This is a genomic window from Arthrobacter sp. P1_B3 (assembly GCF_056406615.1).
The window spans coordinates 76,956-100,072 of record NZ_JBFTZV010000009.1; the positions used below are offsets into that span (position 1 = coordinate 76,956).

Sequence of the window (23,117 nt, forward strand, 5' to 3'; positions counted from 1 at the left end):
GGGCCGGGCAATGCAAAGATCTACGGGGTAGAGGTCCACGGGAGCGCCATGAAACACCAGCAGCCGAGCCTGAAGTTCCTGGGTGCCACCGACACAGTCACCGGTTCCCGCTACCTGATCGACGCCGGCGGCAGGCGCGTGCTGGTGGACTGCGGGCTCTTCCAGGGCTACAAGCGCAGCCGCGAGCGCAACCGGGCGCCGTTCCCGGTGCCGCCCCGGTCCATTGATGCAGTGGTGCTGACACATGCGCACCTGGACCACACGGGCTACGTCCCGGCCCTGGTCAGGGACGGGTTCGGCGGCCCCGTCTACGCCACCGACGGCACCACAGATCTCTGCAAACTCCTCCTGCCCGACAGCGGCCACCTGCAGGAGGAGGAAGCCCGCTATGCCTCACAGCGGGGATCGTCCGCGCATGAACCTGCGCTGCCGCTCTACACGGCCGCCGACGCCGTCAGGTCTCTCAACAGTTTCAAGGTGTGCGGGTTTGACGATCCCATTGACCTCGGCGGGGGCGTGGAAGTGACGCTCGTACCCGCCGGGCATATCCTCGGGGCGGCCCAGGTCCGCGTCCGGCTCGGCTCGCATTCCGCGCACTTCACCGGGGACCTGGGCCGCGCCGATGACCCGTTCATGTACCCGCCCCGGCCGCTCGGCGAAACGGGCGTCCTGGTGACCGAGTCCACGTACGGCAACCGGAAACACTCCACCGAGGATCCGGAGAAGCAACTGGGGGAGATCATCAACCGTGTCGCGAAACGCGGCGGGGTCATCATGTTCGCCGCGTTCGCCGTCGGCCGGGCGGAAACGCTCATGCTGTACCTGTCCCGGCTCCTCCGAAATGACGCGATTCCGCCCATCCCGGTATACCTGAACAGCCCCATGGCGATCGATGCCTCGGAAATGTACCAGCGTCATCCCGAAGAACACCGACTCAAGCCGGAGGAATACAGGCAAATGTACAAGCTGGCCAAGCTCACCCGCACGGTGGACGAGTCCAAGCTGCTGAACCTGCGCGGGGGACCCATGATCATCATTTCGGCCAGCGGCATGCTGACCGGCGGACGGATCCTGCACCACGTCGCGGCCTACGGCCCCGATCCGAAAAACGCCATCATCCTCAGCGGCTACCAGGCCGGCGGGACCCGGGGGGCCACCTTGGCCGCCGGCGAACGCGAGCTGCGCATCTACGGGGAAGACATCAAGGTGCGGGCGGAAGTCATCCAGATGGAAAGCCTGTCCGCGCATGCCGACGCCGACGGCATCATCGCGTGGATGAAAGCGGCAGCAAAGGAGCCCCGCATGACCTACATCACGCACGGTGACCCTGACGCGTCCGATGCCCTGCGCAGCCGGATCAAACGCGAACTCGGCTGGCGGGCCCGGGTGCCCGAGCACTTGGAGACGATCGACATCGAGGAACCGCGATGAACTCCAACGGTGTCACCCGGACCACCGTGCTGAAGGAGATCCACGATCTCGCCCGGCCGCTGAAAACCGATCGCGATCTCAACGGCCTCGTACGGCGCGCAGCCGGCTGCCGCTTCGTGGCCATCGGCGAAGCGTCGCACGGCACGCACGAGTTCTATACCTGGCGCGACACCCTCAGCAGGCGGCTCATCACGGAGGAAGGCTACAACTGGATAGGGGTGGAAGGAGACTGGCCCGACTGCTGGCGCATCAACCGCTGGGTCCGCGGCCAGGAGGGGAAGGACCAGGGCGTCCACGCACTGCTGGCCGGCTTCGAACGCTGGCCGACCTGGATGTGGGCCAACGAGGAAGTCGCGGCGTTCCTGGACTGGCTGCGCGGCTGGAACGCAGGCCGGCCCCTGGATAAGCGGGTCGGCTTCTACGGCCTGGATGTCTACTCGCTCTGGGATTCGCTGCGCGAAATCATCGGCTGGCTGCAGGAGAACGTTCCCGACGCCGTGCCCGCGGCCGAGCGCGCCTGGCAGTGCTTCCTGCCCCACCACGAGGACCCGCACCAGTACGCCTGGAGCACGCGGCTGGTGCCGCAGTCCTGCGAGCCCGACGTCGTGGCCCTCCTGACCGAGGTCAGGAACCGGGTCTTCAGCCCTGGCCCCCATGAGGAGGACGCCTTCGACGCCGTCCAGAACGCCGAAGTCGCGGCAAACGCGGAGCACTACTACCGCATCATGGTCCGCGGCGACCGGCAGTCCTGGAACGTCCGCGACCACCACATGGCGGACACCATCGACCGGGTCAGCAGGCACCTCGGGCCGGCGTCGAAGGGCCTGATCTGGGAACACAACACACACATCGGGGATGCCCGCGCCACCGACATGGCGCAGGACGGCCTGGTCAACGTCGGGCAGCTGCTGCGCGAACGCCACGCGGGCGAAGGGGTGCTGCTGGTCGGCTTCGCAGCCCACCGCGGCTCCGTGATCGCCTCCGACGGGTGGGGCCGCCCCGAGCGCATCCTTACAGTGCCGGAAGCCCGTCCGGGCAGCCACGAAGACTTCCTGCATCAGGCCCTCGGGGTGCCGTCAGTGCTGGAGTTCGGCGACGACCGGAGCGGGCCGTGGCTTTCGACACGGCTCGGGCACCGGGCTATCGGCGTCGTCTACCACCCGGAAAAGGAAGCCGGAAACTATGTCCCGACCAGGATGGGGGAGCGCTACGATGCCCTCATCTGGCTTGAACACACCGCCGCACTGCGTCCGGTGCACCATGAGGGACCGCCCCGGGAACCGGAGTTCGAGACCGAGCCCACCGGATTCTAGGCAGGTGTGGATTCCGGCGGCAGTCCGTCGGGCCCAATAGCGTCTGGACGGACGCTGCCCAGGCTGTCCCTTTCAGGAGGCATGCGGTGACGGCGCCGTCCCGTCTCGTACCGGATCATCACGACGGCGGCGGGGATGTACCAGAGCAGCGGCACGAGACGCAGCGCCGTCGTCGCGGGCCCCAGCGGGGACAACGGCCCCTCCACCGGGATCAGGGACAGCGTCGAGACGAACGATGACAGGCCCGCCACGGCCGCTATCCAGCCAAGCCAGCGCGGGAAGGCCTGCAGCCGCAGGGACAACACTGCGATCGCCAGGAACATGACACCCGCCGGCAGGTTAGCGAGGTTCAGGGTGACGAGGCAGAGGTCGGCCACCGCCGAGGCCACTTCGGGAGGAATCCGGGACTGCGAGGGCAGCGTCAGAGTCAGCTGGGCGGCCTGTCCGAGGATGTTCATTCCCGCGGCCAGGACTCCGGCGGCGAAGGCGAGCCCGGACAGCGTGCCCGGCGCCTTCTCGGTGCGCAACAGATGCGCCCGGACATACGCCAGAAACCAGAGCAGCACGGCTGAACTGAAGACGAAAAGCATGCTTTGCGCGAGGATCAGGGTCCGGTTCTCAAGGAGGAAATCAGGGTAGCCCGGGTCCGCGGCACCCGGCCATGGGCCCGAAAGCGCGCCTTCGAGCATCCCTCCGGCCACGCCCAGGGCGGCGGACAGAAGGCCGCTGAGAGCCCCTGCCAGCCGGAGCCCTCCGGCGTCGGCGGCCGTATTCCCGGGCTGTGACGGGCTGTCCATGGCGGTTCCTCAGGATGTTCGGGGCTCCGGTGCGACGCTACGCGCGCCCAAGGATGGCAAGTGAGGGGCTTAAGGCCCTAAGTCGGCTTTTGGCAGGCGGAGCACACTGAAGTGTCAGGGGACTTGTCGGCTTATGCGGTGCCTAACCATCACTTCACTTCAGAAGAGCAGGATTCAGGATGAGCAATGCAATCGTCGTCGGCTTCAACGGCTCTGCGGGCAGCGAAGCCGCACTGACCTGGGCTCTTGAACGGGCCGCCCGGAACAAGCTGCCCGTCATCGTCGTCCACGCGGTGGACGACCGCTGGATGTCGCCGGATTTCCAATACCACGAGATCATCCGGGATGCGGGGATGGACCTGCTTCAACAAGCCCGGGCAAGCGCCAGCGTGCAGGCCCCGGACGTCGAGGTGGACATCCAGCTTCGTCATGGCAGCGGAGGCTCGGTGCTGCGGGAGGTGTCCAAGGAGGCAGCCATCGTGGTGGTCGGAGGACACGACAAGCGTTGGCTGGACGGCGGTCCCATAACTGACCGTGCCCTGCAGGTTGTCTCCGCCTCGGAATGCCCGGTAGCGGTCATACCCGCCAAGCCGGCAGCCGGGGCCAAGGGCGTGGTGGTCGGCGTGGACGGTTCGGAGGAGTCGCTGCAGGCCGTCGCCTTCGCGGCCAAGGAAGCGGACCTGGGCGGAGACGAGCTCACCGTGGTCCTCGCCTTCAAGAAGCCGGCCCGGTGGGTCGAGAAACAGCTGCCCTCCAGCGGCCTCGCCGAGAGCATGGTCGAAGAGGACCGGATAGTGCTCGCCGAATCGGTCGCGGGCCTCGGCGACAAGTATCCGGACATGACGGTTCGGCAGCGCCTGGAAACGAACACCGAACCGGCAAAGGCCCTTGTGGATATCGCCGCCGCAGCCAGGCTGCTGGTGATCGGCAGCCGCGGACGCGGCGGGTTCTCCCGGACGGTGCTCGGCTCCACGGCGCATGCCGTCCTGCAGCAGTTGCCGTGCCCCACCATCGTCACGCGGGTGCACCGGGTCAAGCACGGGGAGTGACGCCCCGCAGGGCATCCGCTGTTCAGGACCGGCCCGGGACTGGCAGGAAGCCCGGGTCCGAGGAGGGGGCTTTTCGCCGCCGCCAACGGATGGGAGGATGATCCAGTGGACCCCTTCTTCAATTTTGTCACCCACTTTTGGTGGCTCGTCTTTCCCCTGAGCGGGCTGGCTGGCGGGTGGGCGCGGTCCTGGTCTAAAGCCGCTGAACGCCGGCACCGCCGCCGGGTGGAGCTCTACACGCTCAAGAACCAGGCGGCGCAGGCAGAGCAGGCCAGCCAGACCGATGTGCTGGGCCTCATGAAGGCGCACGACGCCGTCAACAGGCGCTGGCTGGACTACGAAGTCGACGTGGGGAAGCTGATCGATTTTCCGGTCATGACGGATGTCCGCGAGCCCCTCACCGTGGCGTTCCTGCGGGCCAAGCGTGAGGCCGACGGGCTGCGGCCCGCCGCCCCCGGCGACGTCAGAACCGCCGCACGGCTTGCGGAGTACCGGGCGGCCGTGACCAGTTTTGAGCTCGCATTCGACGTGGCCGAACGGGAAGCCAAGCGGATCAGGGACAGCAAGTTCACCGGGCCGGAACGCCAGCGGCTGGAGACTGCCCGGAAGCTCCTGCGGATCGCCTCAGACGCGGCCGCGACTCCCGCCGAGCGCCAGACGGCGTACAGGCGCGCCCGCCACGAACTCGACGGGCTCATCGTGCTGCCGGAGGCCACGCTCGCCGCGCTTGAGGACAGGATAGCTTCGATGCTCGACGCCGGCCCGGCGCCGGACGTCCGCCGGACCGTCTAGCGGGCCGCCGCGGGCCGGGCGTATTCCGCCAAGCCCGCTGTGAGGCGCATCGCACCGCCACCATGAATGCCGCCTATCGGACCGGCGGCCGGAATTTAGGGTCTTCTGGCACGTTTTGCCCGGCCGTATTTCCCACGTACCATCGATAAGGTTTCAAGCTGCTTAAGTGACCACTGCGAGTCCATCGGGATAGACACCGTATGTGAGTGGTGGGCACGCGGCACCGGGGATGTGGAACTGCTGACCATGGACACTGCAGATTGGGCAACAGGTGGAAATCACCGTAATGGTGGCGCTAGTGATATCGCTGGCGCTGTTCTTCGACTTCACCAACGGATTTCATGACACCGCAAACGCCATGGCTACCCCCATCGCGACCGGTGCCATCAAACCGAAAACAGCAGTCGCCCTCGCGGCGGTGCTGAACCTTGTGGGAGCGTTCCTCTCGACGGAAGTCGCCAAGACAGTCTCGGGCGGCATCATCAAGGAAGGCGCGGACGGTGTCCAGATCACCCCGGACATTATCTTCGCCGGGCTGATGGGCGCCATCCTCTGGAACATGATCACCTGGCTCAAAGGCTTGCCGTCCAGTTCCTCGCACGCGCTCTTCGGTGGCCTGATCGGGGCTGCGATCGCGGGCATCGGCATCCATTCGATCAACTTCGAGTCGCTCCTGCAGAAAGTCATTCTTCCCGCGATTTTTGCGCCTATCATCGCAGGCGCTGTGGCGTACCTGTGCACGAGGCTGGCCTACGCGCTCACCTCCCGGCATGACCCGGAAACCGGGGACAAACTGACGCAGAAGCGCGGCGGATTCCGGACCGGTCAAATCTTCACGTCCAGCCTCGTGGCGCTGGCCCACGGTACCAACGATGCCCAGAAGACGATGGGCATCATCACGCTGGTCCTGATCTCGGCCGGGACACAGCCAGCCGGCTCCGGGCCACAGCTCTGGGTCATCGCCTGCTGTGCCTTCGCCATCGCGATCGGCACCTACTCCGGCGGCTGGCGGATCATCCGCACCATGGGTTCCGGCCTCACCGAGGTGAAGCCTGCCCAGGGCTTCGCCGCGGAGTCCAGCACGGCCAGTGCCATCCTGGCCTCGTCGCACTTGGGCTTCGCCCTGTCCACCACTCAGGTGGCCTCCGGCTCAGTCATCGGCTCCGGGATGGGACGCCGTGGCACCACCGTGCGGTGGGGAACTGCAGGCCGGATTGCGATCGGCTGGCTATTTACGCTCCCCGCAGCCGGAATCGTGGGCGCACTGACTGCCATGCTGGTGCAGACCGGGGTCATTGGAGTGATCATGGCGGCAGTCGCCGGCACCGCCGCCGTGGCTTATATGTTCGTGCATTCGCGGAAATCCCATGTTGGGCACCACAATGCAGTCCAGATCGAGGAAGTCGGCCAGGCCGTGCAATTCCGTAAGAAGAAGTCCGCCGCCAGGGCGATCAAGGACTCCGCCGCCGCGATCAAGAACGGGGGCGCCAAGCGATGAAATGGTTGGAACTGCTCAGCGTGGCCGGTGCCACACTTATAGCTGCCATGACAGTCGTCGTCCTCTACGCCCTGGGTGTCCGGCTCACGGCCATCGCGGGCGACATCCGGAACTCGCCGGCGTCGTGGACCCGACCGCTCGCGTACGCCTGCTTCGCCGTGTGCGGCGCTGCCGTCCTCTTCGGGCTGTACCTGATCGTTCCTTACTTCCACAAGTAAGCCGCTGCCGCGTGCAGGTCGGTTGGACGTGCGTCCGGGGATGGGAACCGGGCACCGCATTGGCTAGGCTGGGGCCATGGTGAGCTTCCAGTACTTCGTGGCCTCCTCACTCGACGGGTATATAGCCACTGACAAGGACAATCTGGCCTGGCTGCTTCAGTTCGACGGATTTGAAGGCGGACAGGACAGCTATGACGCGTTCATGGCCGACGTCGGCTGCATCGTCATGGGCGGCGAGACCTACGCCTGGCTTCGGGAATACGAACCGGACACCTGGCCCTATCCGGGCACGCCCTGCTGGGTCTTCACGCACCACGAACACACCGCCCCGAAGGGCGCCAATGTGACGTTCGTGCGCGGGGCCGTTGGCGAGTTCGTGGACGACCTGAAGGACGAGGCCGGCGGCCGGAACATCTGGGTTGTGGGCGGAGGCGTCCTGGCAGCGCAGTTCGCGGACGCCGGGCTGCTGGACGAACTGATTCTCTCGGTCATTCCCGTGGTTCTGGGCAGCGGCAAGCCGTTGCTGCCCATGGCAGGTCCGACGCCGCCGCTGGAGTTGACATCTTCCCGCACCTTGGGCCGGGGCATCGTGGAGCTGCGGTACCGCTTCCAGGCCCGGGCGTAGCCGGATCCGGCACCCGAGCGGTGCGGTCTCCTAGCGCGCGATATCGCGGATAAGGTTCGTGATCCGGGCGGTGGAGAGCCGCCGGCCGTGCTCGTCGGTCATCACGATCTCGTGGGTGGCGAGGGTCCTTCCGAGGTGGATGGCCGTGCAGGTGCCGGTGACGGTGCCCTCGGCGATCGCCCGGTGGTGCGTCGCCCCGACCTCGATTCCCAGCGCCTGCCGGTTGGGACCGGCGTGCATGCCCGCGGCGAACGAACCGAGGGTTTCGGCCAGGACCACGTGGGCCCCACCGTGCAGGATGCCGGCCACCTGCGTGTTCCCCTCCACCGGCATGGTGGCCACGGTGCGCTCCGGACTCATTTCAAGGAAGCGGATCCCCATCTTCACCACGAGGGCTCCGACGCCGTACTGGCCCAGCCAATCGTGCATCTCTTCGGGAACCCCGGCCGCCGCGAGCTCGGCCGCGTAGGGGCCGGGCGTGAAATTGTCCATCATGGGAACTAGGCTGGCACCTGTGAGCGAAACTACCAAACCGGCCCTTGCCCCCCATTCGGCAGCCCCCCATTCGGCAGCCCCCCTTTCTGCAGACACCGCAGCAGACCTCCTCCCGGCACCTGAGCCAGAATCAGTGCTTGCGGCCAAGCCCGCCGGAAAATCCACCCGGGCCGCGGGGTCGGTTTCCGCCACCGAGGCCCCCGTGATTCCCATCACGGACCAGCCGCGACTACTTGTGCTCGATGGTCACTCCATGGCGTTCCGGGCGTTCTTCGCCCTGCCCGCGGACAAGTTCTCCACCGCCACGGGCCAGCACACGAACGCCGTCCACGGCTTCACATCCATGCTGATCAACCTGATCAAGGAGCAAAAGCCCACCCACGTGGCCGTGGCCTTCGACGTCTCCGACGACACGACCCACCGCAAGGCCGAGTACAGCGAGTACAAGGGCGGCCGCAATGAGACCCCGCGGGAAATGAGCGGCCAGATCGACCTCATCGACAAGGTCATGGGTGCGTGGGGCATCAAGACCATCAAGATGCCCGGCTGGGAAGCTGACGACATCCTGGCCACTCTCGCCGCCATGGGGGAAAAGGCGGGTTACGAGGTGCTGCTGGTCTCAGGCGACCGCGATGCCTTCCAGCTCATCACGGACAACGTGTTCGTGCTGTACCCCAGGAAAGGCGTCAGCGACATTCCCCGGATGGACGCGGACGCGATCCAGGAGAAGTATTTCGTCAGCCCCGCCCAGTATTCGGACCTCGCCGCGCTGGTGGGGGAGACCGCGGACAACCTCCCGGGCGTTCCTGGCGTCGGCCCCAAAACGGCAGCCAAATGGATCAACCTCTACGGCGGCCTTGAGGGCGTCCTGGAGAACCTCGACGCGATCGGCGGGAAGGTGGGCGATGCCCTCCGCGAATATGTCGAGGACGTCAAGCGCAACCGTCGGCTCAACAGGCTTCACACCGATCTCGACCTGCCCGTCACGCTGGACGAGCTCGCGGACCCGCGGCCGGACCAGGCCGCCCTCGAGGAACTCTTCGACGCCCTCGAATTCAAGACCATCCGCACCCGGCTCTTTGCCCTCTACGGCAGTGAAGTTACCGAAGCCGAGAGGGAAAGCCTCGACATCCCGGACTTCGTGATCCCGTCGGACGCGGCCGAGCTCGGCGCCTTCCTCGCGGCCGGTGCCGGCAAGCGCTCCGCAGTGGCCGTCGATGTTGTGCCCGGCCGGATCGGCGAGGACGCCGCCGCGGTGGCAATCGTCCGCGACGGCGCCGCCGTTTACATCGACCTGGCCAGCCAGGACGCTGCTGCCGAAAACGTCCTGGCCGCGTGGCTGCGTGATGCCGAATCGCCGAAGGTGGTGCATGGGTTCAAGGCTGCCCTGAAGGCACTGACCGCCCGTGGTTTGGAACTGGAGGGAGTGGTGGATGACACCTCCATCTCCGGCTACCTCATCCAGCCCGACCGCCGCAGCTATGAGCTCGCGGAGCTGGCGCAGCATCACCTCAACATTGCGGTTTCCACCGAGGCCGCCAAGGAGGGCCAGCTTGAGCTGGCGTTCGACGGCGACGACGCAGCCGCCGCCGGTGCGCTGGTCCACGTGGCCGCCGTCGTCCAGGCCCTGAGCCGCTTCTTCGAATCCGAACTGAAGGAACGCAAAGCCCAGAACCTGCTGACCACCCTTGAACTGCCCGTCAGCCGCGTGCTCGCCGACATGGAACTCGCGGGAATCGCCATCGATTTGCCGCGCATGGACGAGCAGCTGTCGGACCTGGCCAAGGTGATCGACAACGCCCAGGAGCTGGCCTTCGCCGCGATCGGCCACGAGGTCAACCTTGGGTCGCCGAAGCAGCTCCAGACCGTGCTGTTCGACGAACTCCAGTTGCCGAAAACCAAGAAAATCAAGTCCGGCTACACCACCGACGCCGCGTCGCTCAAGAACCTGCTGGAAAAGACCGGGCACGAATTCCTGGTCCAGCTGATGGCGCACCGCGAGTCCTCGAAGCTGCGCCAGATGCTGGAGTCGCTGAAGAAGTCCGTCACGGAAGACGGCCGGATCCACACCACCTACGCGCAGAACGTCGCAGCCACGGGCCGGATCTCCTCCAATAACCMCAACCTGCAGAACATCCCCATCCGCAGCGAGGAAGGCCGGCGCGTCCGCGGCATCTTTGTGGTCAGCGACGGCTATGAGTGCCTGCTTTCCGCGGATTACTCGCAGATCGAAATGCGCATCATGGCCCACCTCTCGGGGGACGCAGGCCTGATCCAGGCGTACAWGGATGGCGAAGACCTGCACCGTTTCGTGGGCTCCAACATCTTCCATGTGCCCACAGACCAGGTGACCAGTGCCATGCGTTCCAAGGTCAAGGCGATGTCCTATGGCCTCGCGTACGGCCTGACCTCGTTCGGCCTGTCCAAGCAGCTGGAGATCTCTGTTGACGAGGCGCGGACCCTCATGAAGGACTACTTCGACCGGTTCGGTGCCGTCCGCGACTACCTCCGCGGCGTGGTGGACCAGGCCCGGGTCGACGGTTACACGGCCACCATCGAGGGGCGCCGGCGTTACCTCCCGGACCTCACCAGCACCGACCGCCAGCTGCGCGAGAACGCGGAGCGCATCGCGCTGAACTCTCCAATCCAGGGATCGGCGGCTGACATCATCAAGCGCGCCATGCTGGGCGTGCATGCCGAACTGGCGGCGCAGGGCCTGAAATCGCGCATGCTGCTGCAGGTCCATGATGAACTGGTCCTCGAAGTCGCCGCGGGTGAGCGCGAAGCCGTCGAGAAGCTCGTGACCGAGCAAATGGGCTCGGCCGCGGACCTCAGCGTTCCGCTGGACGTCCAGATCGGCATCGGCTCCAGCTGGTACGAGGCCGGGCACTAACGGTTTACCTGTTCCGGCAGGTTTTTGTTCCGGCGTTGCCGGGGCCCGAGATTCTCAGGGGGAGAAGCACATGGCAGAAAAGTACGAGCTCAGGCGGTTCCGCGCGGTCGCGAAAGACTCGGCGGACTACGCGCAGGGCACCGCGTGGCTGCGGGGAGTCGGGATCGGCTTCTATGACGAGCCGCGCAAAGACGACTTCATGGACAAAATCATGGCCATGTATCTCGTGGACAACCGTGAGATGACCGGCGTCTACCAGGCCGACGGCGTCGCGGCCCACTCGCTGGCGGCCGACGTCCCGGTGGCGACTTTCGCGACCCTGCGCAAGGACCTGAACATCGGCTACGGCCGGCAGCTGGAAGCCCACCTCGTCACGGCCGTCACGGTGCGCGGGACCCACCGCCGGCAGGGACTGCTCCGGCGGATGATGACCGAGGACCTCGCCGCGGCGAAGGCGGACGGCGTCGCACTGGCGGCACTGACTGCCTCGGAGGCCTCGATCTACGGCCGGTTCGGCTACGGTGTGGCCACCTTCGAGCGCAGCGTGAAGGTCGACACCGGACCGCGCTTCCGCCTGCGCCATGTGCCTGTCGGCTCCGTGGAGATCGCCGACCGCAAGGTCCTGCTGGAACTGGCCCCCGAAGTTTTCGGCCGGGTCCACGGTGCCATGCCCGGATCGATCTCGCGGCAGGAGGCGTACCGGCTGCGGTCCGCGGGCATGCTCGGCCGCGACGGCAGCGAGGACGAGGCCATCCGGTGCGCCCTGCACTACGACGCCGCGGGTACCGTGGACGGGTACGTCGCCTACAAGTTCGCCGGGTGGGACACCAAGCCGTACACCATGGAGATCGTGGACCTCGTCGCGGCGACTGACGCCGCGTACCTGGAACTGTGGCAGTTCCTGGGCAGCATTGACCTCGTGGACCGGATCAGCTGGCAGGATGCGCCGGTGGACGACCCCCTGACCTGGGCGCTGGAGGACCCGCGCTGCGTCGAGTCCTCGGACCACCGGGACATGCTGTGGCTGCGCATCCTGGACGCGGCCCGGGTGCTGGGGGCCCGGCGCTACTCGGCCGACGGGACCCTGGTCCTCGCCGTCCGCGACAGTCTCGGCCTCGCGGCCGGCACGTTCGCCCTCACAGTCAGCGGGGGAGAGGCCACGGTGACGTCGGCCCCGGAGGCTGAGCCGGACCTGACGCTGGATGTCGCGGATCTCGGCTCCATCTATCTGGGCGCCGTCTGTCCCGTGACCCTGAAAGCCGCCGGGCGGATCGCCGAGCACGCGGCCGGGGCGGCGCTGACAGCGCGGCTCATGTTCGCCGTCGAACGCTCACCGCACTGCCTCACGCACTTCTAGGCCGCCGGCTCGGTTCCGGCTGCGCCGGCGGCACTGCAGGTGGGACGGACCGCGGCCTGAGAACTGTACTGAGAACTGTACTGAGGACTGCACTGAGGACTGCACGGACGGCTGCGCCGGTCGGGGCGCGAGCGGTCCCGCGCACTTTGACCCGCGTTCGCGTAAACGACTAGACTAAACGGGCGTGCACTACGTGCGCGCATCTACAATCCACAAAATCAGGATGACCCGGCGGATCACATGTTGAGAAGCCGTGTTCTTGGCCTGCATTCCATAATGCCGGCGAAGCGGTTTGCCTGACCGACTAACTATCCACAACGGAGCCCCTACTACATGACCATCACCTCCACCGAGAAGCCCGGTACCCCCGTAGTCGCCATTAACGACATCGGTACCGCTGAGGACTTCCTCGCAGCTGTCGACGCCACCATCAAGTACTTCAACGACGGAGACCTCGTCGAAGGTACCGTCGTCAAGGTCGACCGCGACGAAGTTCTGCTCGACATCGGTTACAAGACCGAAGGTGTCATTCCCTCCCGCGAGCTTTCCATCAAGCACGACGTTGACCCCGGAGACGTCGTCTCCGTTGGCGATCAGGTCGAAGCCCTGGTGCTCACCAAGGAAGACAAAGAAGGCCGCCTGATCCTCTCCAAGAAGCGTGCTCAGTACGAGCGTGCCTGGGGCGACATCGAGAAGGTCAAGGAAGAAGACGGTGTTGTCACCGGTACCGTCATCGAGGTTGTCAAGGGTGGTCTTATCCTCGACATCGGTCTGCGCGGCTTCCTGCCCGCATCCCTCGTCGAGATGCGCCGTGTGCGCGACCTCGCTCCGTACATCGGTCAGCAGATCGAAGCCAAGATCATCGAGCTGGACAAGAACCGCAACAACGTTGTTCTTTCCCGCCGTGCATGGCTCGAGCAGACCCAGTCCGAGGTCCGCTCCACGTTCCTCAACAAGCTGGAAAAGGGCCAGGTTCGTCCCGGCGTCGTTTCCTCCATCGTCAACTTCGGTGCCTTCGTGGACCTGGGCGGCGTAGACGGCCTGGTTCACGTTTCCGAGCTGTCCTGGAAGCACATCGACCACCCGTCCGAGGTTGTCGAAGTTGGCCAGGAAGTCACCGTCGAGGTTCTCGAGGTCGACCTGGACCGCGAGCGCGTCTCCCTGTCGCTCAAGGCTACGCAGGAAGATCCGTGGCAGACCTTCGCCCGCACCCACGCCCTCGGCCAGGTTGTTCCGGGTAAGGTCACCAAGCTGGTTCCGTTCGGCGCGTTCGTTCGCGTTGAAGACGGCATCGAAGGCCTGGTCCACATCTCCGAGCTCGCCGTGCGCCACGTTGAGCTGGCCGAGCAGGTTGTCTCCGTTGGTGACGAGCTGTTCGTCAAGGTCATCGACATCGACCTCGAGCGCCGCCGCATCTCGCTCTCCCTCAAGCAGGCCAACGAGGGCGTCGACGCCGACAGCACCGAATTCGATCCGGCACTCTACGGCATGGCCGCCGAGTACGACGAAGAGGGCAACTACAAGTACCCGGAGGGCTTCGACCCGGAGTCCAACGAGTGGCTTGAAGGCTACGAGAACCAGCGCGCAGCCTGGGAGCAGCAGTACGCTGACGCCCAGACCCGCTGGGAAGCACACAAGAAGCAGGTTGCCCAGCACGCTGCCGACGACGCTGCAGCTGCAACGTCCGGCGAGAGCGACTCCGGCACCACCAGCTACTCCTCCGAGCCGGCTGCAACCGAGACCGGTGCAGGCACGCTTGCTTCGGACGAGGCTCTTGCCGCTCTGCGCGAGAAGCTGACCGGCAACTAATTGCCCGTGTTCCTCATGGAGTCCGCTCCCTGAGGCCAGGCAGTTTGTGGCTTGGAGCCGCACCGTCACGGTGCGGTAGCTAGGAAGCACAGGAAAGGTGGCCGTCCCCTCGGGGGCGGCCACCTTTCTTTGCGCCCCGGGTCTTTGTGCCCCGCGTCTTTGTGACCCGGGGGACATGCCCCGCGGGCCGCCCGCGCCACCGGACATGCCCACTTTTGAAACCCTCCCCCCGGGGGACATGCCCCTTTTTGGGGCCCGCCCGCGGGCATGTATGGATTATGCCCAGTCCTGGCCCCGAGCGCGGGACATGTCCCGTGCTGGGAGGCCCGCGCCATGCCCTGTCACCCGACATGCCCCGCGGCCGCCCGCACCACCGGACATGCCCATTTTTGAAATCCTCCCTCGGGGGACATGCCCATTTTTGGGGCCCGCCCGTGGGCATGTATGGATTATGCCCAGTCCTGGCCCCGAGCGCGGGACATGTCCAGTGCTGGGAGGCCCGCGCCATGCCCTGTCACCGGACATGCCCATCCGTGGCCTTGGCCCCTGGACTTCCAGGTAAGAGGCGCATTCTTCGTTTGGGCCCAGACGGACCGTCTAAGGATCGCCCGACGGAGGGCATGTCCATTGCTGGGGGCGTTGGATGGGCCTAGGGGGATTGGGCGCATTGCTCAAACCCACCGCAGGGCATGTCCAGTCCTGATGCGAAGTGGGTTGGCTGCGGAAGGGCATGTCCAGTGGCGGGAGCGGAGTCCGGCCCCGGACGCGAGTGGCGTCAGTGCAGCGGGATCTTGCCTCTGACGGGCACCGTCTCTGTCTCCGAGGCAGCGCCGGTCTCGAGTTCGGCGCCCGCGGATTTCAGCAATGCGAGGGCACCCACGTTTCCTGCCGTCGTCTCGGCCACCAGGACGGCTGCGCCGGCCGACGCGGCGCGGGCCTTCACCTGGCGGAGCGCCTCGCGGCCCACCCCCCGGCCGCGGAAGCTCCGGGCGAGCCAGATTCCGGTTTCCAGCGCCCAACCGCCAGCCCCGCCATCGCCAGCCCCGGCATCGCCAGCCCCAGCCCCGCCATCAGCAGCCTCAGTAGGCCCCGTGTCGGTCCGCCTGAGCCGGATGGACCCTGCCAGTTGCCCGTCGCAGCTGATGGCCCAGCTCTTCTGCCCCGCGGGACCGTCCAGGCCGGCGGCGGAGGCGCGGTGGAATTCGCGGAACCAGCTGATCCGATCGGTGTTCCAGCCGGCGGCCGTCCCCAGCGGCGGGGTCACCTCGTCGGCGTCGGCGTCCCGGAGCGCAAGTTCCAGGAGCTGTGCGAGCACGGCCTCGCTGACGTCAAGCAGCGCGACCGCGGGCACGGGCTCAGCTGATGGGGACATCGATCCACTCCGTTTCTCCGGGCAAGAGCGATGCGCTGCCGGCTGACATGGCGGCCACGCGGTCCGCGGCCCGGGCCAGCTCTTCCGGATCATCCGGGAGCGCCAGCCTCAGGACAGTAGTCTGCGCCTCGTAACGGGTTTCAGCCATGACATACCCCGCGGCGCGCAGATCGTTCTCGAGCCGCCCGGCCACGGCGTGCTGCACTGGCACCGAGCAGATTCGTAGCCGGCGGCGCCGCACGAGGGGCGCGAGCTCCAGCGCCCCGGACACAGATTCCGAATAGGCACGCACCAGGCCGCCGGCGCCCAGGAGAATTCCGCCGAAATAGCGCACCACGATCGCGGCGACGTCGCTGAGATCGGCGACGCCGGGCGCGGTCTCCCGCTTCAGCAGCGCCTCGAGCATGGGGAGGCCCGCCGTGCCGGACGGCTCGCCGTCGTCGTTGGACCTCTGCACGTCCCGGTCGGGGCCGAGCACGAAGGCGAAGCAGTGATGCCGGGCGTCATGGAATTCCCGGCGCAGGCGGCCCAGGGCGGCCCGGGCGGCGTCCTCGTCCGCCGTTCGGGCCAGGACGGTGATGAACCGGGACCGCTTGACCTCGATTTCGTGGCGGAACTCGGTCCCCGCGGCGAGGGTGGTGTAGAGGGCCGTCCTGCTCTCGGGGGTTTCCGCCGCATCTGCCACCGGTTCAGTTTAGTCTGGTGAGGTGTTGAAGATCGGGTTGACCGGCGGGATCGCTTCGGGGAAGTCAATGGTTGCGTCGCGCCTGCGCGAACTGGGAGCAGTGCTTGTCGACGCCGACGCGCTGGCCAGGGAGGTCGTGGAACCAGGAACGCCAGGGCTGGCGAAGGTGGTCGAGGCCTTCGGTGCCGCCATCCTGACGTCGGACGGCCGGCTGGACCGGGCTCGGCTCGGTGCCATGGTCTTCGGCGACCCTGAGCGCCTGGCCGTGCTCAACGGGATCATCCACCCCTTGGTGCGGGAGGGCGCCGCAGCGATTGTTGCCGCCGCCCCGGCCGGCGCCGTCGTGGTCCAGGACATCCCGCTGCTGGTCGAAACCGGACAAGGGAAGAACTTCCACCTGGTGGTCGTGGTGGATGCCCCGGATGGCGTCCGGATCCAACGCATGACCGAACACCGCAACATGAGCGTCGAGCAGGCGCACGCCCGCATGAGCGCCCAGGCGAGCCGCAAGGACAGGCTGGCGGCGGCGGACGTCGTGCTCGAGAACGCGGGCACCCCGGAACAACTCCGGCGCGCCGTGGACGCGCTGTGGGAGGAGCGGCTGACGCCGTTCGCGCTGAACCTCAAGGAACAGCGGATTGCACCGCGGACGGAAGGGCCGGTCCTCTCCACCGCCGATCCGGCCTGGGCGGCCCAGGCCGGCCGGCTGATTGCCCGTTTGCACGCCGCGGTTCCGCAGGACGTCCTGGCCGTGGACCACATCGGGTCCACGGCCGTCCCGGACCTTGACGCCAAAGATGTGATCGACCTCCAGCTGAGCGTCCGCGACCTCGACGCCGCGGACCGGATCGCTCCGCTGCTGGCCGACGCGGGATTCCCGCGCTGGCCCGGCATCATTGCCGACAACCCCAAGCCCACTCACCCGGACCCCGCCGACTGGGGCAAGCGGCTGCACGGCAACGCCGATCCAGGCCGGCCGGTGAATCTTCACCTCCGCGCGGCAGGTTCCCCGGGCTGGCGGTATGCCCTGTGCTTCCGCGACTGGCTCCGCGCCGATCCCGAGGCCCGGGCGGACTATGTCGCGGAAAAGAAGCGGGTGGCCGGGCTGCATGAGACAGACAAGTCCACCGCCGGCTATGCCGCCGATAAAGAGGGCTGGTTCACCGACTACGCTGCGCCCCGGATGGAAGCGTGGGTGCGGCGCACGGGATGGCAGGCGCCGTCGTACTCTGACGCTGAGCGGGCGGACGACGGCGGTGCGGACGACGGCGCCAGCGGCACCGTCAGCGGCGCCGCCGCCCCTGCCTCAGGCTCCGCCAGCGCGGTCGGCCCAGGAACTGCCCAAAGCTGAATCAGGACATCCTGTCGCAGCCCGGCGGTAGATTAGGTACATGAGTCTTGCCCAGGAAATCAACCGCGTCGTGGCGCCCTTCGAGGTCATCAGCGAGTTCCAGCCGGCGGGTGACCAGCCGGCCGCCATCGCCGAACTGACCGAGCGCATCAAGAACGGCGAAAAAGACGTCGTGCTGCTCGGCGCGACCGGCACCGGCAAGAGCGCGACGACGGCCTGGCTGATCGAGCAGGTCCAGCGTCCCACCCTGGTGATGGTGCAGAACAAGACCCTCGCCGCGCAGCTGGCCAACGAATTCCGGGAACTGCTGCCGAACAACGCGGTGGAGTACTTCGTCTCCTACTACGACTACTACCAGCCCGAGGCCTACGTCGCCCAGACGGACACCTTCATCGAGAAGGACTCCTCCGTCAACGAGGAAGTCGAACGGCTCCGGCACTCCGCCACCAACGCGCTGCTGACCCGCCGCGACGTGATTGTGGTGGCCACCGTCTCCTGCATCTACGGCCTGGGCACCCCGGAAGAATACATCGCCGGCATGGTGACCCTCCGCAGGGGAGCGGAGATGAACCGCGACGACCTGCTCCGGAAGTTCGTTTCCATGCAGTACACCCGCAACGACATGGACTTCCACCGCGGCACGTTCCGGGTGCGCGGCGACACCGTGGAAATCATCCCGATGTACGAGGAACTGGCGATCCGGATCGAGTTCTTCGGGGACGAGATCGAGAACATCCAGACCCTTCACCCGTTGACCGGCGAAGTGCTCCGGGACGAGACCGAAATGTACGTCTTCCCCGCCTCGCACTACGTCGCCGGTCCGGAACGGATGGGCCGGGCGATCAAGAGAATCGAAGACGAACTGGCCGAGCGTCTCGCGGTACTGGAAGGCCAGAACAAGCTGGTCGAGGCCCAACGGCTCCGGATGCGCACCACCTATGACCTGGAAATGATGCAGCAGATGGGGTTCTGCAACGGCATCGAGAACTATTCCTCGCACATTGACGGCCGTGCCCGCGGGACCGCGCCGCACTGCCTCATCGACTACTTCCCGGACGACTTCCTCCTGGTGATCGATGAATCCCACGTCACCGTCCCGCAGATCGGCGCCATGTACGAGGGCGACATGTCCCGCAAACGGAACCTCGTGGACCACGGCTTTAGGCTGCCCTCGGCGATGGACAACCGCCCGCTCAAGTGGGACGAGTTCCAGGACCGCGTGGGCCAGACCGTCTACCTCTCCGCCACCCCGGGCAAATACGAGCTCGGCAAGTCCGACGGCTTCGTCCAGCAGATCATCCGCCCCACCGGCCTGATCGACCCGGAGGTCGTCGTCAAGCCCACGAAGGGGCAGATCGATGACCTGCTGGGCGAAATCCGGACCCGTACCGCGAAGAACGAGCGGGTCCTGGTCACCACCTTGACCAAGCGGATGGCCGAGGACCTCACGGACTACCTGCTAGGCCATGGTGTGAAGGTCGAATATCTGCACTCCGACGTCGACACCCTGCGCCGCGTCGAACTCCTGCGCGAACTGCGGATGGGTGTCTTCGACGTCCTCGTCGGCATCAACCTGCTTCGCGAAGGCCTCGACCTCCCGGAGGTGTCGCTGGTCAGCATCCTGGACGCGGACAAGGAAGGCTTCCTGCGCTCCTCGACGTCCCTGATCCAGACCATCGGGCGAGCCGCCCGCAACGTGTCCGGCCAGGTGCACATGTACGCGGACCGGATCACCGACTCGATGGCCCACGCCATCGACGAGACGAACCGCCGCCGCGCCATCCAGGTTGCCTACAACACGGAGAAGGGGATCGATCCCCAGCCGCTGCGGAAGAAGATCGCGGACATCACCGACCAGCTGGCCAAGGAAGATGCCGACACCCGCGAGCTGCTGGCCGCGGCCGGCAAGAACCGCGGCAAGGGCAAAGGCGCCGCGCACATCCGCGCGGACGGGCTCGCGGCTGCACCGGCGGAGGACCTCGTTGGCCTGATCGAGCAGCTGACCGAACAGATGCACGCCGCGGCCGGGGAGCTGCAGTTCGAACTCGCCGCCCGGCTCCGCGACGAGGTGGGGGAACTGAAGAAGGAGCTGCGTCAAATGCAATCCGCGGGGCACGCCTAGGGTAAACTCGGACAAACGTAGGGGAGTATCCCAAGCGCTACGATCGTCAACACGCACGGCTACGATGCCGCGCCGGGCGTAGCGGGCAGCCAGGCAGCGTCATGCGCCAGCGGTCGGAGAGACTTACACCGCTGAGCTGTACCCTACGAAAGGTATTTCCCCGTGCCCGAGCTTCCCCTGTGGTTTGAGATCGGCTCGTTTGTCGCCCTCGGCGTCATCCTTGCCATCGACCTGCTGATGGTCCTCAAACGCCCGCATGAGCCCTCCATGAAAGAAGCCGGGTTGTGGGTTGCGTTCTACGTGGCCCTGGCCCTGGTCTTCGCCGGCGCCATGTTCGCCTTCACCGGCCCGGAATTCGGCGGCCAGTTCATCGCCGGCTGGGTGACGGAATACAGCCTGAGCATCGACAACCTGTTCGTCTTCATCATCATCATGGCGCGCTTCTCGGTACCGCGAAAATACCAGCAGGAAGTGCTCATGGTGGGCATCATCATCGCCCTCATCCTCCGCGGCATATTCATCATGCTCGGCGCGATCGTGATCGAGCAGTTCAGCTGGGTCTTCTATATCTTCGGTGCCTTCCTGCTCTGGACCGCCTGGAAGCAGGCCCAGGACGAGGGCGAGGACGAGGAAGACAAGGAAAACCCGCTGATCGCCCGGATCCGCAGGGTCCTGCCGATGTCCGAGAAGTTCGACGGCGGCAAGCTCCGCACCGTCGTCGACGGCAAGAAGGTCTTCACCCCGATGCTGATCGTCTTTGTGACCATCGGCATGACGGACCTGCTCTTCGCCGTCGACTCCATTCCGGCCATCTTCGGCCTCACCCAGAGCGCCTTCATCGTCTTCACCGCGAACATTTTCGCCCTGATGGGGCTGCGCCAGCTGTACTTCCTGCTCGGCGGCCTGATGAACCGGCTCATTTACCTCAAGCACGCGCTCTCCGTGATCCTGGCGTTCATCGGCGTCAAGCTGGTCCTGCACGCCATGCACGTCAACGAGCTGCCCTTCATCAACGGCGGCCAGCACATTGAATGGGCACCGGAGATCCCCACGTACGTCTCGCTCGGAGTGATCATCGGCACCATCGTCATCGCGGTGGTCGCCAGCCTGGTCAGCTCCAAGGCGTCCAAGTCGAAGCTGGACGCCCGGCTGGAAGAGGACTCCCGCAAGAGCCTGAGCGACGTCGACTAGCGCCGCACCGCCGGTTTACCGGCAGCGCGCAGCAGAACGGCGCTGGACCCTCACAGGTCCGGCGCCGTCCTTGTCTGGGTTCGCGCCGGCGGGCCATCAGTGGAGCCGGTGCCAGGTCAGCGGCGGGCGGAACGGGCCATTCCCAGCAGGCGCCCGAAGATCGCCTCGCCGTCGTCCGCGATGCCGTCGTGGTGGAACTCGTCGGACTCCCACACCTGCAGGCCCCGGACGGCCGCCGCTGTTTCCAGGGAGAGCTCACGGTCCACGTAGATGTCGTCGGTGTAGACGGCCGCGGCGACGGGCACGGAATTCAGCGCCAGCCTCTCCGGATCATAGAGCGGCGCCCAGTCGTCCTTTTCGGCGAGGAGCCGGGCCACGTCCTGCAGCGGGCGCAGGGCCGGGTCCTGCTCGAAGTACCACGGGTACACCATTTCCCCGGTCAGGAGCGGCTCACCGGCGTCGGGGCGGAACTCCGGGAATTCCGCCAGCACGCGCCAGGCGGCCCAGCTGGTGGCCCCGGCCTGGCCGTAAATGGACTCGTGCATCAGCGCGTACAAGGGGTTGGCGGCCCTTGAGACGATTCCCCGGACCTGCTCCAGGAAGGCGTCCGAGAGGCGGTCGCCGTCGGGTGTGGCCACGAAGGCGTCTTCGAGCAGGTGGTGCAGCGCGTCCACCCGGGTATTGCCGCCCAGGAACGAGCCCACCATCTGGAACCGTTCCACGGTGAGCCGGCCGCCGTCGGGCAGGAACTCCTCCGTGTCCCGGAGGTGCCGGGCGATCCGGGTGATCGTGGCCCGGTCCTCGGGGTACCAGTCAAAGTATTCGGCGTTCCGGGCCGCGACCCGCTGAAATGTAGCCCTGTACACCCGGTCCGCGGAACCGCCCAGCGGGGCCAGTCCGCCCGTCACGAGCACCTCGCGCAGACCTTCGGGCGCGAAGGAAAGGTAGCTGAGTGCGCAGAAACCGCCGTAGCTCTGGCCGTAGATGGTCCAGGGGGCGGAGCCGAGGGCCGCCCGGATGGCCTCGGCGTCGGCGACGATCGAGTCGGCGCGGAAGTGCGTCAGGTAGCGGGCCTGGTCCGCGCCGGTGCCGCGCAGCGGAAGTGTGTTGCGGTCCACGGCCGAGGACAGGCCGGTGCCGCGCTGGTCCAGCATGAGGATCCGGAAGTCCCTCGCGGCGGCCTTGCTCCAGCCGCCCAGGGACGGGAACCGGTTGCCGCGCCCGCCGGGACCGCCCTGCAGGAAGAGCAGCCAGGGGAGCTCGGCGGCGTTTTCCTCGCTGTGTTCCGTGGACACGTACTCGCGGGCGAACACCGAGATGGTCTCGCCGCGCCGTCCCGCCTCGCTGAAGTGGTCCAGGGGGACCTGGAAGTAGTGTTCAGTGGTCCGCATTCCACGGAAGGTGTGGCGTGCCCGGACGCTGTGCCGGACGGTAGATGCAGACTCCAGGAGGGAGGCTCCCATGAGCCCCGTCAGCGGGAGATCAGCCACGGGCGGCCGCCCCGCGGGAGTCGGCGGGGGAACCGGCGAGGGCGCCTGCACCAGGATCTGCCCCGGTAAGTGTGCCGGAAACTAGGCGGGGGGCGCCGAAAGCCGCCAGCGCGGCTCCGGCGAGGCGGAAGGTGGACCATTCCTCCATCGGTGCGGCGCCAAGCTTCTTGTAGAAGTTGATGGAGGGCTCGTTCCAGTCCAGCACGCTCCATTCGACGCGCGCGTAGCCGCGGTCGACGGCGGTCGCGGCCAGGTGCTGCAGGAGTGCTTTGCCGTGGCCCTCGCCGCGGGCCTCCGGCCTGACGTAGAGGTCCTCCAGGTAGATCCCGTGGACGCCTTCCCACGTGGAGTAGTTCAGGAACCAGAGGGCGAAGCCCCGCACCTCGCCGGACGCGTTCTCCGCCATGGTGGCGAAGACCCTCGGATTTTCGCCGAAGAGGACCTCGGTGAGCAGCTCGGGGGTATTCCGGACGGCGTCCGGTTCCTTCTCGTAGAGGGCGAGGTCGTGGATCATCTGCAGGATGGCAGGGACGTCATGCGGTGCGGCAGGGCGGATTACACTCATTATTCGAGTTTACCCGCGGCGCGCACCGTCCCCGGGACGGCCCCCGCCGGCGCCGTGTGCCGGC

At 66.7% G+C, this 23,117-nt stretch carries 19 protein-coding genes; 13 read left to right on the forward strand and 6 right to left on the reverse strand.

From position 1 onward, the window contains the following. Positions 1–48: 48 nt before the first annotated feature. Together AC1D2F_RS12260 and AC1D2F_RS12265 are read left to right on the forward strand one after the other, a co-directional pair. Positions 49–1,431 carry an MBL fold metallo-hydrolase RNA specificity domain-containing protein gene (locus AC1D2F_RS12260; protein WP_476966818.1) on the forward strand — a complete coding sequence of 461 codons (1,383 nt, stop codon included), beginning with the start codon at positions 49–51 and terminating at the stop codon, positions 1,429–1,431. After that, positions 1,428–2,744 (forward strand): erythromycin esterase family protein, encoded by a 1,317-nt coding sequence (locus tag AC1D2F_RS12265; RefSeq protein WP_476966819.1) that lies wholly within the window; start codon positions 1,428–1,430, stop codon positions 2,742–2,744. Before AC1D2F_RS12260 ends, AC1D2F_RS12265 begins: the two co-directional genes overlap by 4 nt. Here AC1D2F_RS12265 and AC1D2F_RS12270 read toward each other — a convergent pair. Then, positions 2,741–3,541: a hypothetical protein gene (locus tag AC1D2F_RS12270; RefSeq protein WP_476966820.1), complete on the reverse strand. Its 801-nt coding sequence runs from the start codon at positions 3,539–3,541 to the stop codon at positions 2,741–2,743. The genes AC1D2F_RS12265 and AC1D2F_RS12270 overlap by 4 nt on opposite strands. A gap of 179 nt (positions 3,542–3,720) precedes the next feature. On the opposite strand from AC1D2F_RS12270, the gene AC1D2F_RS12275 reads away from it, so the two are divergent. From AC1D2F_RS12275 to AC1D2F_RS12295, 5 genes are all read left to right on the forward strand, one after another. Next, entirely contained in the window at positions 3,721–4,590 is an 870-nt protein-coding gene (locus AC1D2F_RS12275; RefSeq protein WP_476966821.1) for a universal stress protein, read from the forward strand. A gap of 105 nt (positions 4,591–4,695) precedes the next feature. Then, positions 4,696–5,382 (forward strand): hypothetical protein, encoded by a 687-nt coding sequence (locus AC1D2F_RS12280; RefSeq protein WP_476966822.1) that lies wholly within the window; start codon positions 4,696–4,698, stop codon positions 5,380–5,382. A gap of 271 nt (positions 5,383–5,653) precedes the next feature. Beyond that, positions 5,654–6,880 (forward strand): inorganic phosphate transporter, encoded by a 1,227-nt coding sequence (locus tag AC1D2F_RS12285; RefSeq protein WP_290369305.1) that lies wholly within the window; start codon positions 5,654–5,656, stop codon positions 6,878–6,880. After that, positions 6,877–7,098, forward strand: coding sequence for a hypothetical protein (locus tag AC1D2F_RS12290; RefSeq protein ID WP_229992115.1), 222 nt, complete (start codon positions 6,877–6,879; stop codon positions 7,096–7,098). Before AC1D2F_RS12285 ends, AC1D2F_RS12290 begins: the two co-directional genes overlap by 4 nt. A gap of 76 nt (positions 7,099–7,174) precedes the next feature. Then, the gene (locus AC1D2F_RS12295) at positions 7,175–7,723 is read left to right on the forward strand and encodes a dihydrofolate reductase family protein (protein WP_476966823.1); all 549 of its coding nucleotides are present in this window, start codon (positions 7,175–7,177) and stop codon (positions 7,721–7,723) included. A gap of 30 nt (positions 7,724–7,753) precedes the next feature. Here the strand turns inward: AC1D2F_RS12295 and AC1D2F_RS12300 are convergent, their stop codons facing one another. Continuing rightward, positions 7,754–8,218: a hotdog fold thioesterase gene (locus AC1D2F_RS12300; RefSeq protein WP_229992202.1), complete on the reverse strand. Its 465-nt coding sequence runs from the start codon at positions 8,216–8,218 to the stop codon at positions 7,754–7,756. A 19-nt stretch (positions 8,219–8,237) separates the two neighbouring features. Between AC1D2F_RS12300 and polA the strand changes: the two genes are divergently transcribed. From polA to rpsA, 3 genes are all read left to right on the forward strand, one after another. Further along, positions 8,238–11,111 carry a DNA polymerase I gene (gene polA, locus AC1D2F_RS12305; protein WP_476966824.1) on the forward strand — a complete coding sequence of 958 codons (2,874 nt, stop codon included), beginning with the start codon at positions 8,238–8,240 and terminating at the stop codon, positions 11,109–11,111. Positions 11,112–11,181: 70 nt separating this feature from the next. Further along, positions 11,182–12,468: a GNAT family N-acetyltransferase gene (locus tag AC1D2F_RS12310; RefSeq protein ID WP_476966825.1), complete on the forward strand. Its 1,287-nt coding sequence runs from the start codon at positions 11,182–11,184 to the stop codon at positions 12,466–12,468. A 333-nt stretch (positions 12,469–12,801) separates the two neighbouring features. Further along, a complete protein-coding gene (gene rpsA / locus AC1D2F_RS12315; protein WP_026537355.1) occupies positions 12,802–14,277 on the forward strand; it encodes a 30S ribosomal protein S1 in 1,476 nt (491 codons plus the stop codon). 775 nt (positions 14,278–15,052) lie between these two features. On the opposite strand, the gene AC1D2F_RS12320 is transcribed toward rpsA, so the two are convergent. Together AC1D2F_RS12320 and AC1D2F_RS12325 are read right to left on the reverse strand one after the other, a co-directional pair. After that, entirely contained in the window at positions 15,053–15,649 is a 597-nt protein-coding gene (locus AC1D2F_RS12320; protein ID WP_476966826.1) for a GNAT family N-acetyltransferase, read from the reverse strand. Beyond that, positions 15,633–16,334, reverse strand: a complete 702-nt coding sequence (locus AC1D2F_RS12325; protein WP_476966827.1) for an IMPACT family protein — start codon at positions 16,332–16,334, stop codon at positions 15,633–15,635. Before AC1D2F_RS12325 ends, AC1D2F_RS12320 begins: the two co-directional genes overlap by 17 nt. Before the next feature lie 22 nt (positions 16,335–16,356). Between AC1D2F_RS12325 and coaE the strand changes: the two genes are divergently transcribed. The 3 genes from coaE to AC1D2F_RS12340 all read left to right on the forward strand — a co-directional run bounded on the left by coaE (position 16,357) and on the right by AC1D2F_RS12340 (position 20,998). Further along, a complete protein-coding gene (coaE, locus tag AC1D2F_RS12330) occupies positions 16,357–17,685 on the forward strand; it encodes a dephospho-CoA kinase (protein ID WP_476966828.1) in 1,329 nt (442 codons plus the stop codon). Positions 17,686–17,725: 40 nt separating this feature from the next. Continuing rightward, positions 17,726–19,807: an excinuclease ABC subunit UvrB gene (uvrB, locus tag AC1D2F_RS12335; RefSeq protein WP_476966829.1), complete on the forward strand. Its 2,082-nt coding sequence runs from the start codon at positions 17,726–17,728 to the stop codon at positions 19,805–19,807. A 162-nt stretch (positions 19,808–19,969) separates the two neighbouring features. Beyond that, positions 19,970–20,998 (forward strand): TerC family protein, encoded by a 1,029-nt coding sequence (locus tag AC1D2F_RS12340; RefSeq protein WP_229995867.1) that lies wholly within the window; start codon positions 19,970–19,972, stop codon positions 20,996–20,998. A gap of 116 nt (positions 20,999–21,114) precedes the next feature. Here the strand turns inward: AC1D2F_RS12340 and AC1D2F_RS12345 are convergent, their stop codons facing one another. Together AC1D2F_RS12345 and AC1D2F_RS12350 are read right to left on the reverse strand one after the other, a co-directional pair. Next, the gene (locus AC1D2F_RS12345; RefSeq protein ID WP_476966851.1) at positions 21,115–22,461 is read right to left on the reverse strand and encodes an alpha/beta fold hydrolase; all 1,347 of its coding nucleotides are present in this window, start codon (positions 22,459–22,461) and stop codon (positions 21,115–21,117) included. 19 nt (positions 22,462–22,480) lie between these two features. Further along, entirely contained in the window at positions 22,481–23,053 is a 573-nt protein-coding gene (locus AC1D2F_RS12350; RefSeq protein WP_229995866.1) for a GNAT family N-acetyltransferase, read from the reverse strand. Between the last annotated feature and the right edge of the window lie 64 nt (positions 23,054–23,117).

Coding starts and splice junctions, on each gene's coding strand:
- AC1D2F_RS12265 (WP_476966819.1), top strand. CDS start 1,428: ATGAACTCCAACGGTGTCACCCGGACCACCGTGCTGAAGGAGATCCAC.
- AC1D2F_RS12260 (WP_476966818.1), top strand. CDS start 49: ATGAAACACCAGCAGCCGAGCCTGAAGTTCCTGGGTGCCACCGACACA.
- AC1D2F_RS12270 (WP_476966820.1), bottom strand. CDS start 3,541: ATGGACAGCCCGTCACAGCCCGGGAATACGGCCGCCGACGCCGGAGGG.
- AC1D2F_RS12275 (WP_476966821.1), top strand. CDS start 3,721: ATGAGCAATGCAATCGTCGTCGGCTTCAACGGCTCTGCGGGCAGCGAA.
- AC1D2F_RS12300 (WP_229992202.1), bottom strand. CDS start 8,218: ATGATGGACAATTTCACGCCCGGCCCCTACGCGGCCGAGCTCGCGGCG.
- AC1D2F_RS12350 (WP_229995866.1), bottom strand. CDS start 23,053: ATGAGTGTAATCCGCCCTGCCGCACCGCATGACGTCCCTGCCATCCTG.
- AC1D2F_RS12345 (WP_476966851.1), bottom strand. CDS start 22,461: ATGGGAGCCTCCCTCCTGGAGTCTGCATCTACCGTCCGGCACAGCGTC.
- uvrB (WP_476966829.1), top strand. CDS start 17,726: ATGAGTCTTGCCCAGGAAATCAACCGCGTCGTGGCGCCCTTCGAGGTC.
- AC1D2F_RS12310 (WP_476966825.1), top strand. CDS start 11,182: ATGGCAGAAAAGTACGAGCTCAGGCGGTTCCGCGCGGTCGCGAAAGAC.
- rpsA (WP_026537355.1), top strand. CDS start 12,802: ATGACCATCACCTCCACCGAGAAGCCCGGTACCCCCGTAGTCGCCATT.
- AC1D2F_RS12320 (WP_476966826.1), bottom strand. CDS start 15,649: ATGTCCCCATCAGCTGAGCCCGTGCCCGCGGTCGCGCTGCTTGACGTC.
- AC1D2F_RS12290 (WP_229992115.1), top strand. CDS start 6,877: ATGAAATGGTTGGAACTGCTCAGCGTGGCCGGTGCCACACTTATAGCT.
- AC1D2F_RS12295 (WP_476966823.1), top strand. CDS start 7,175: ATGGTGAGCTTCCAGTACTTCGTGGCCTCCTCACTCGACGGGTATATA.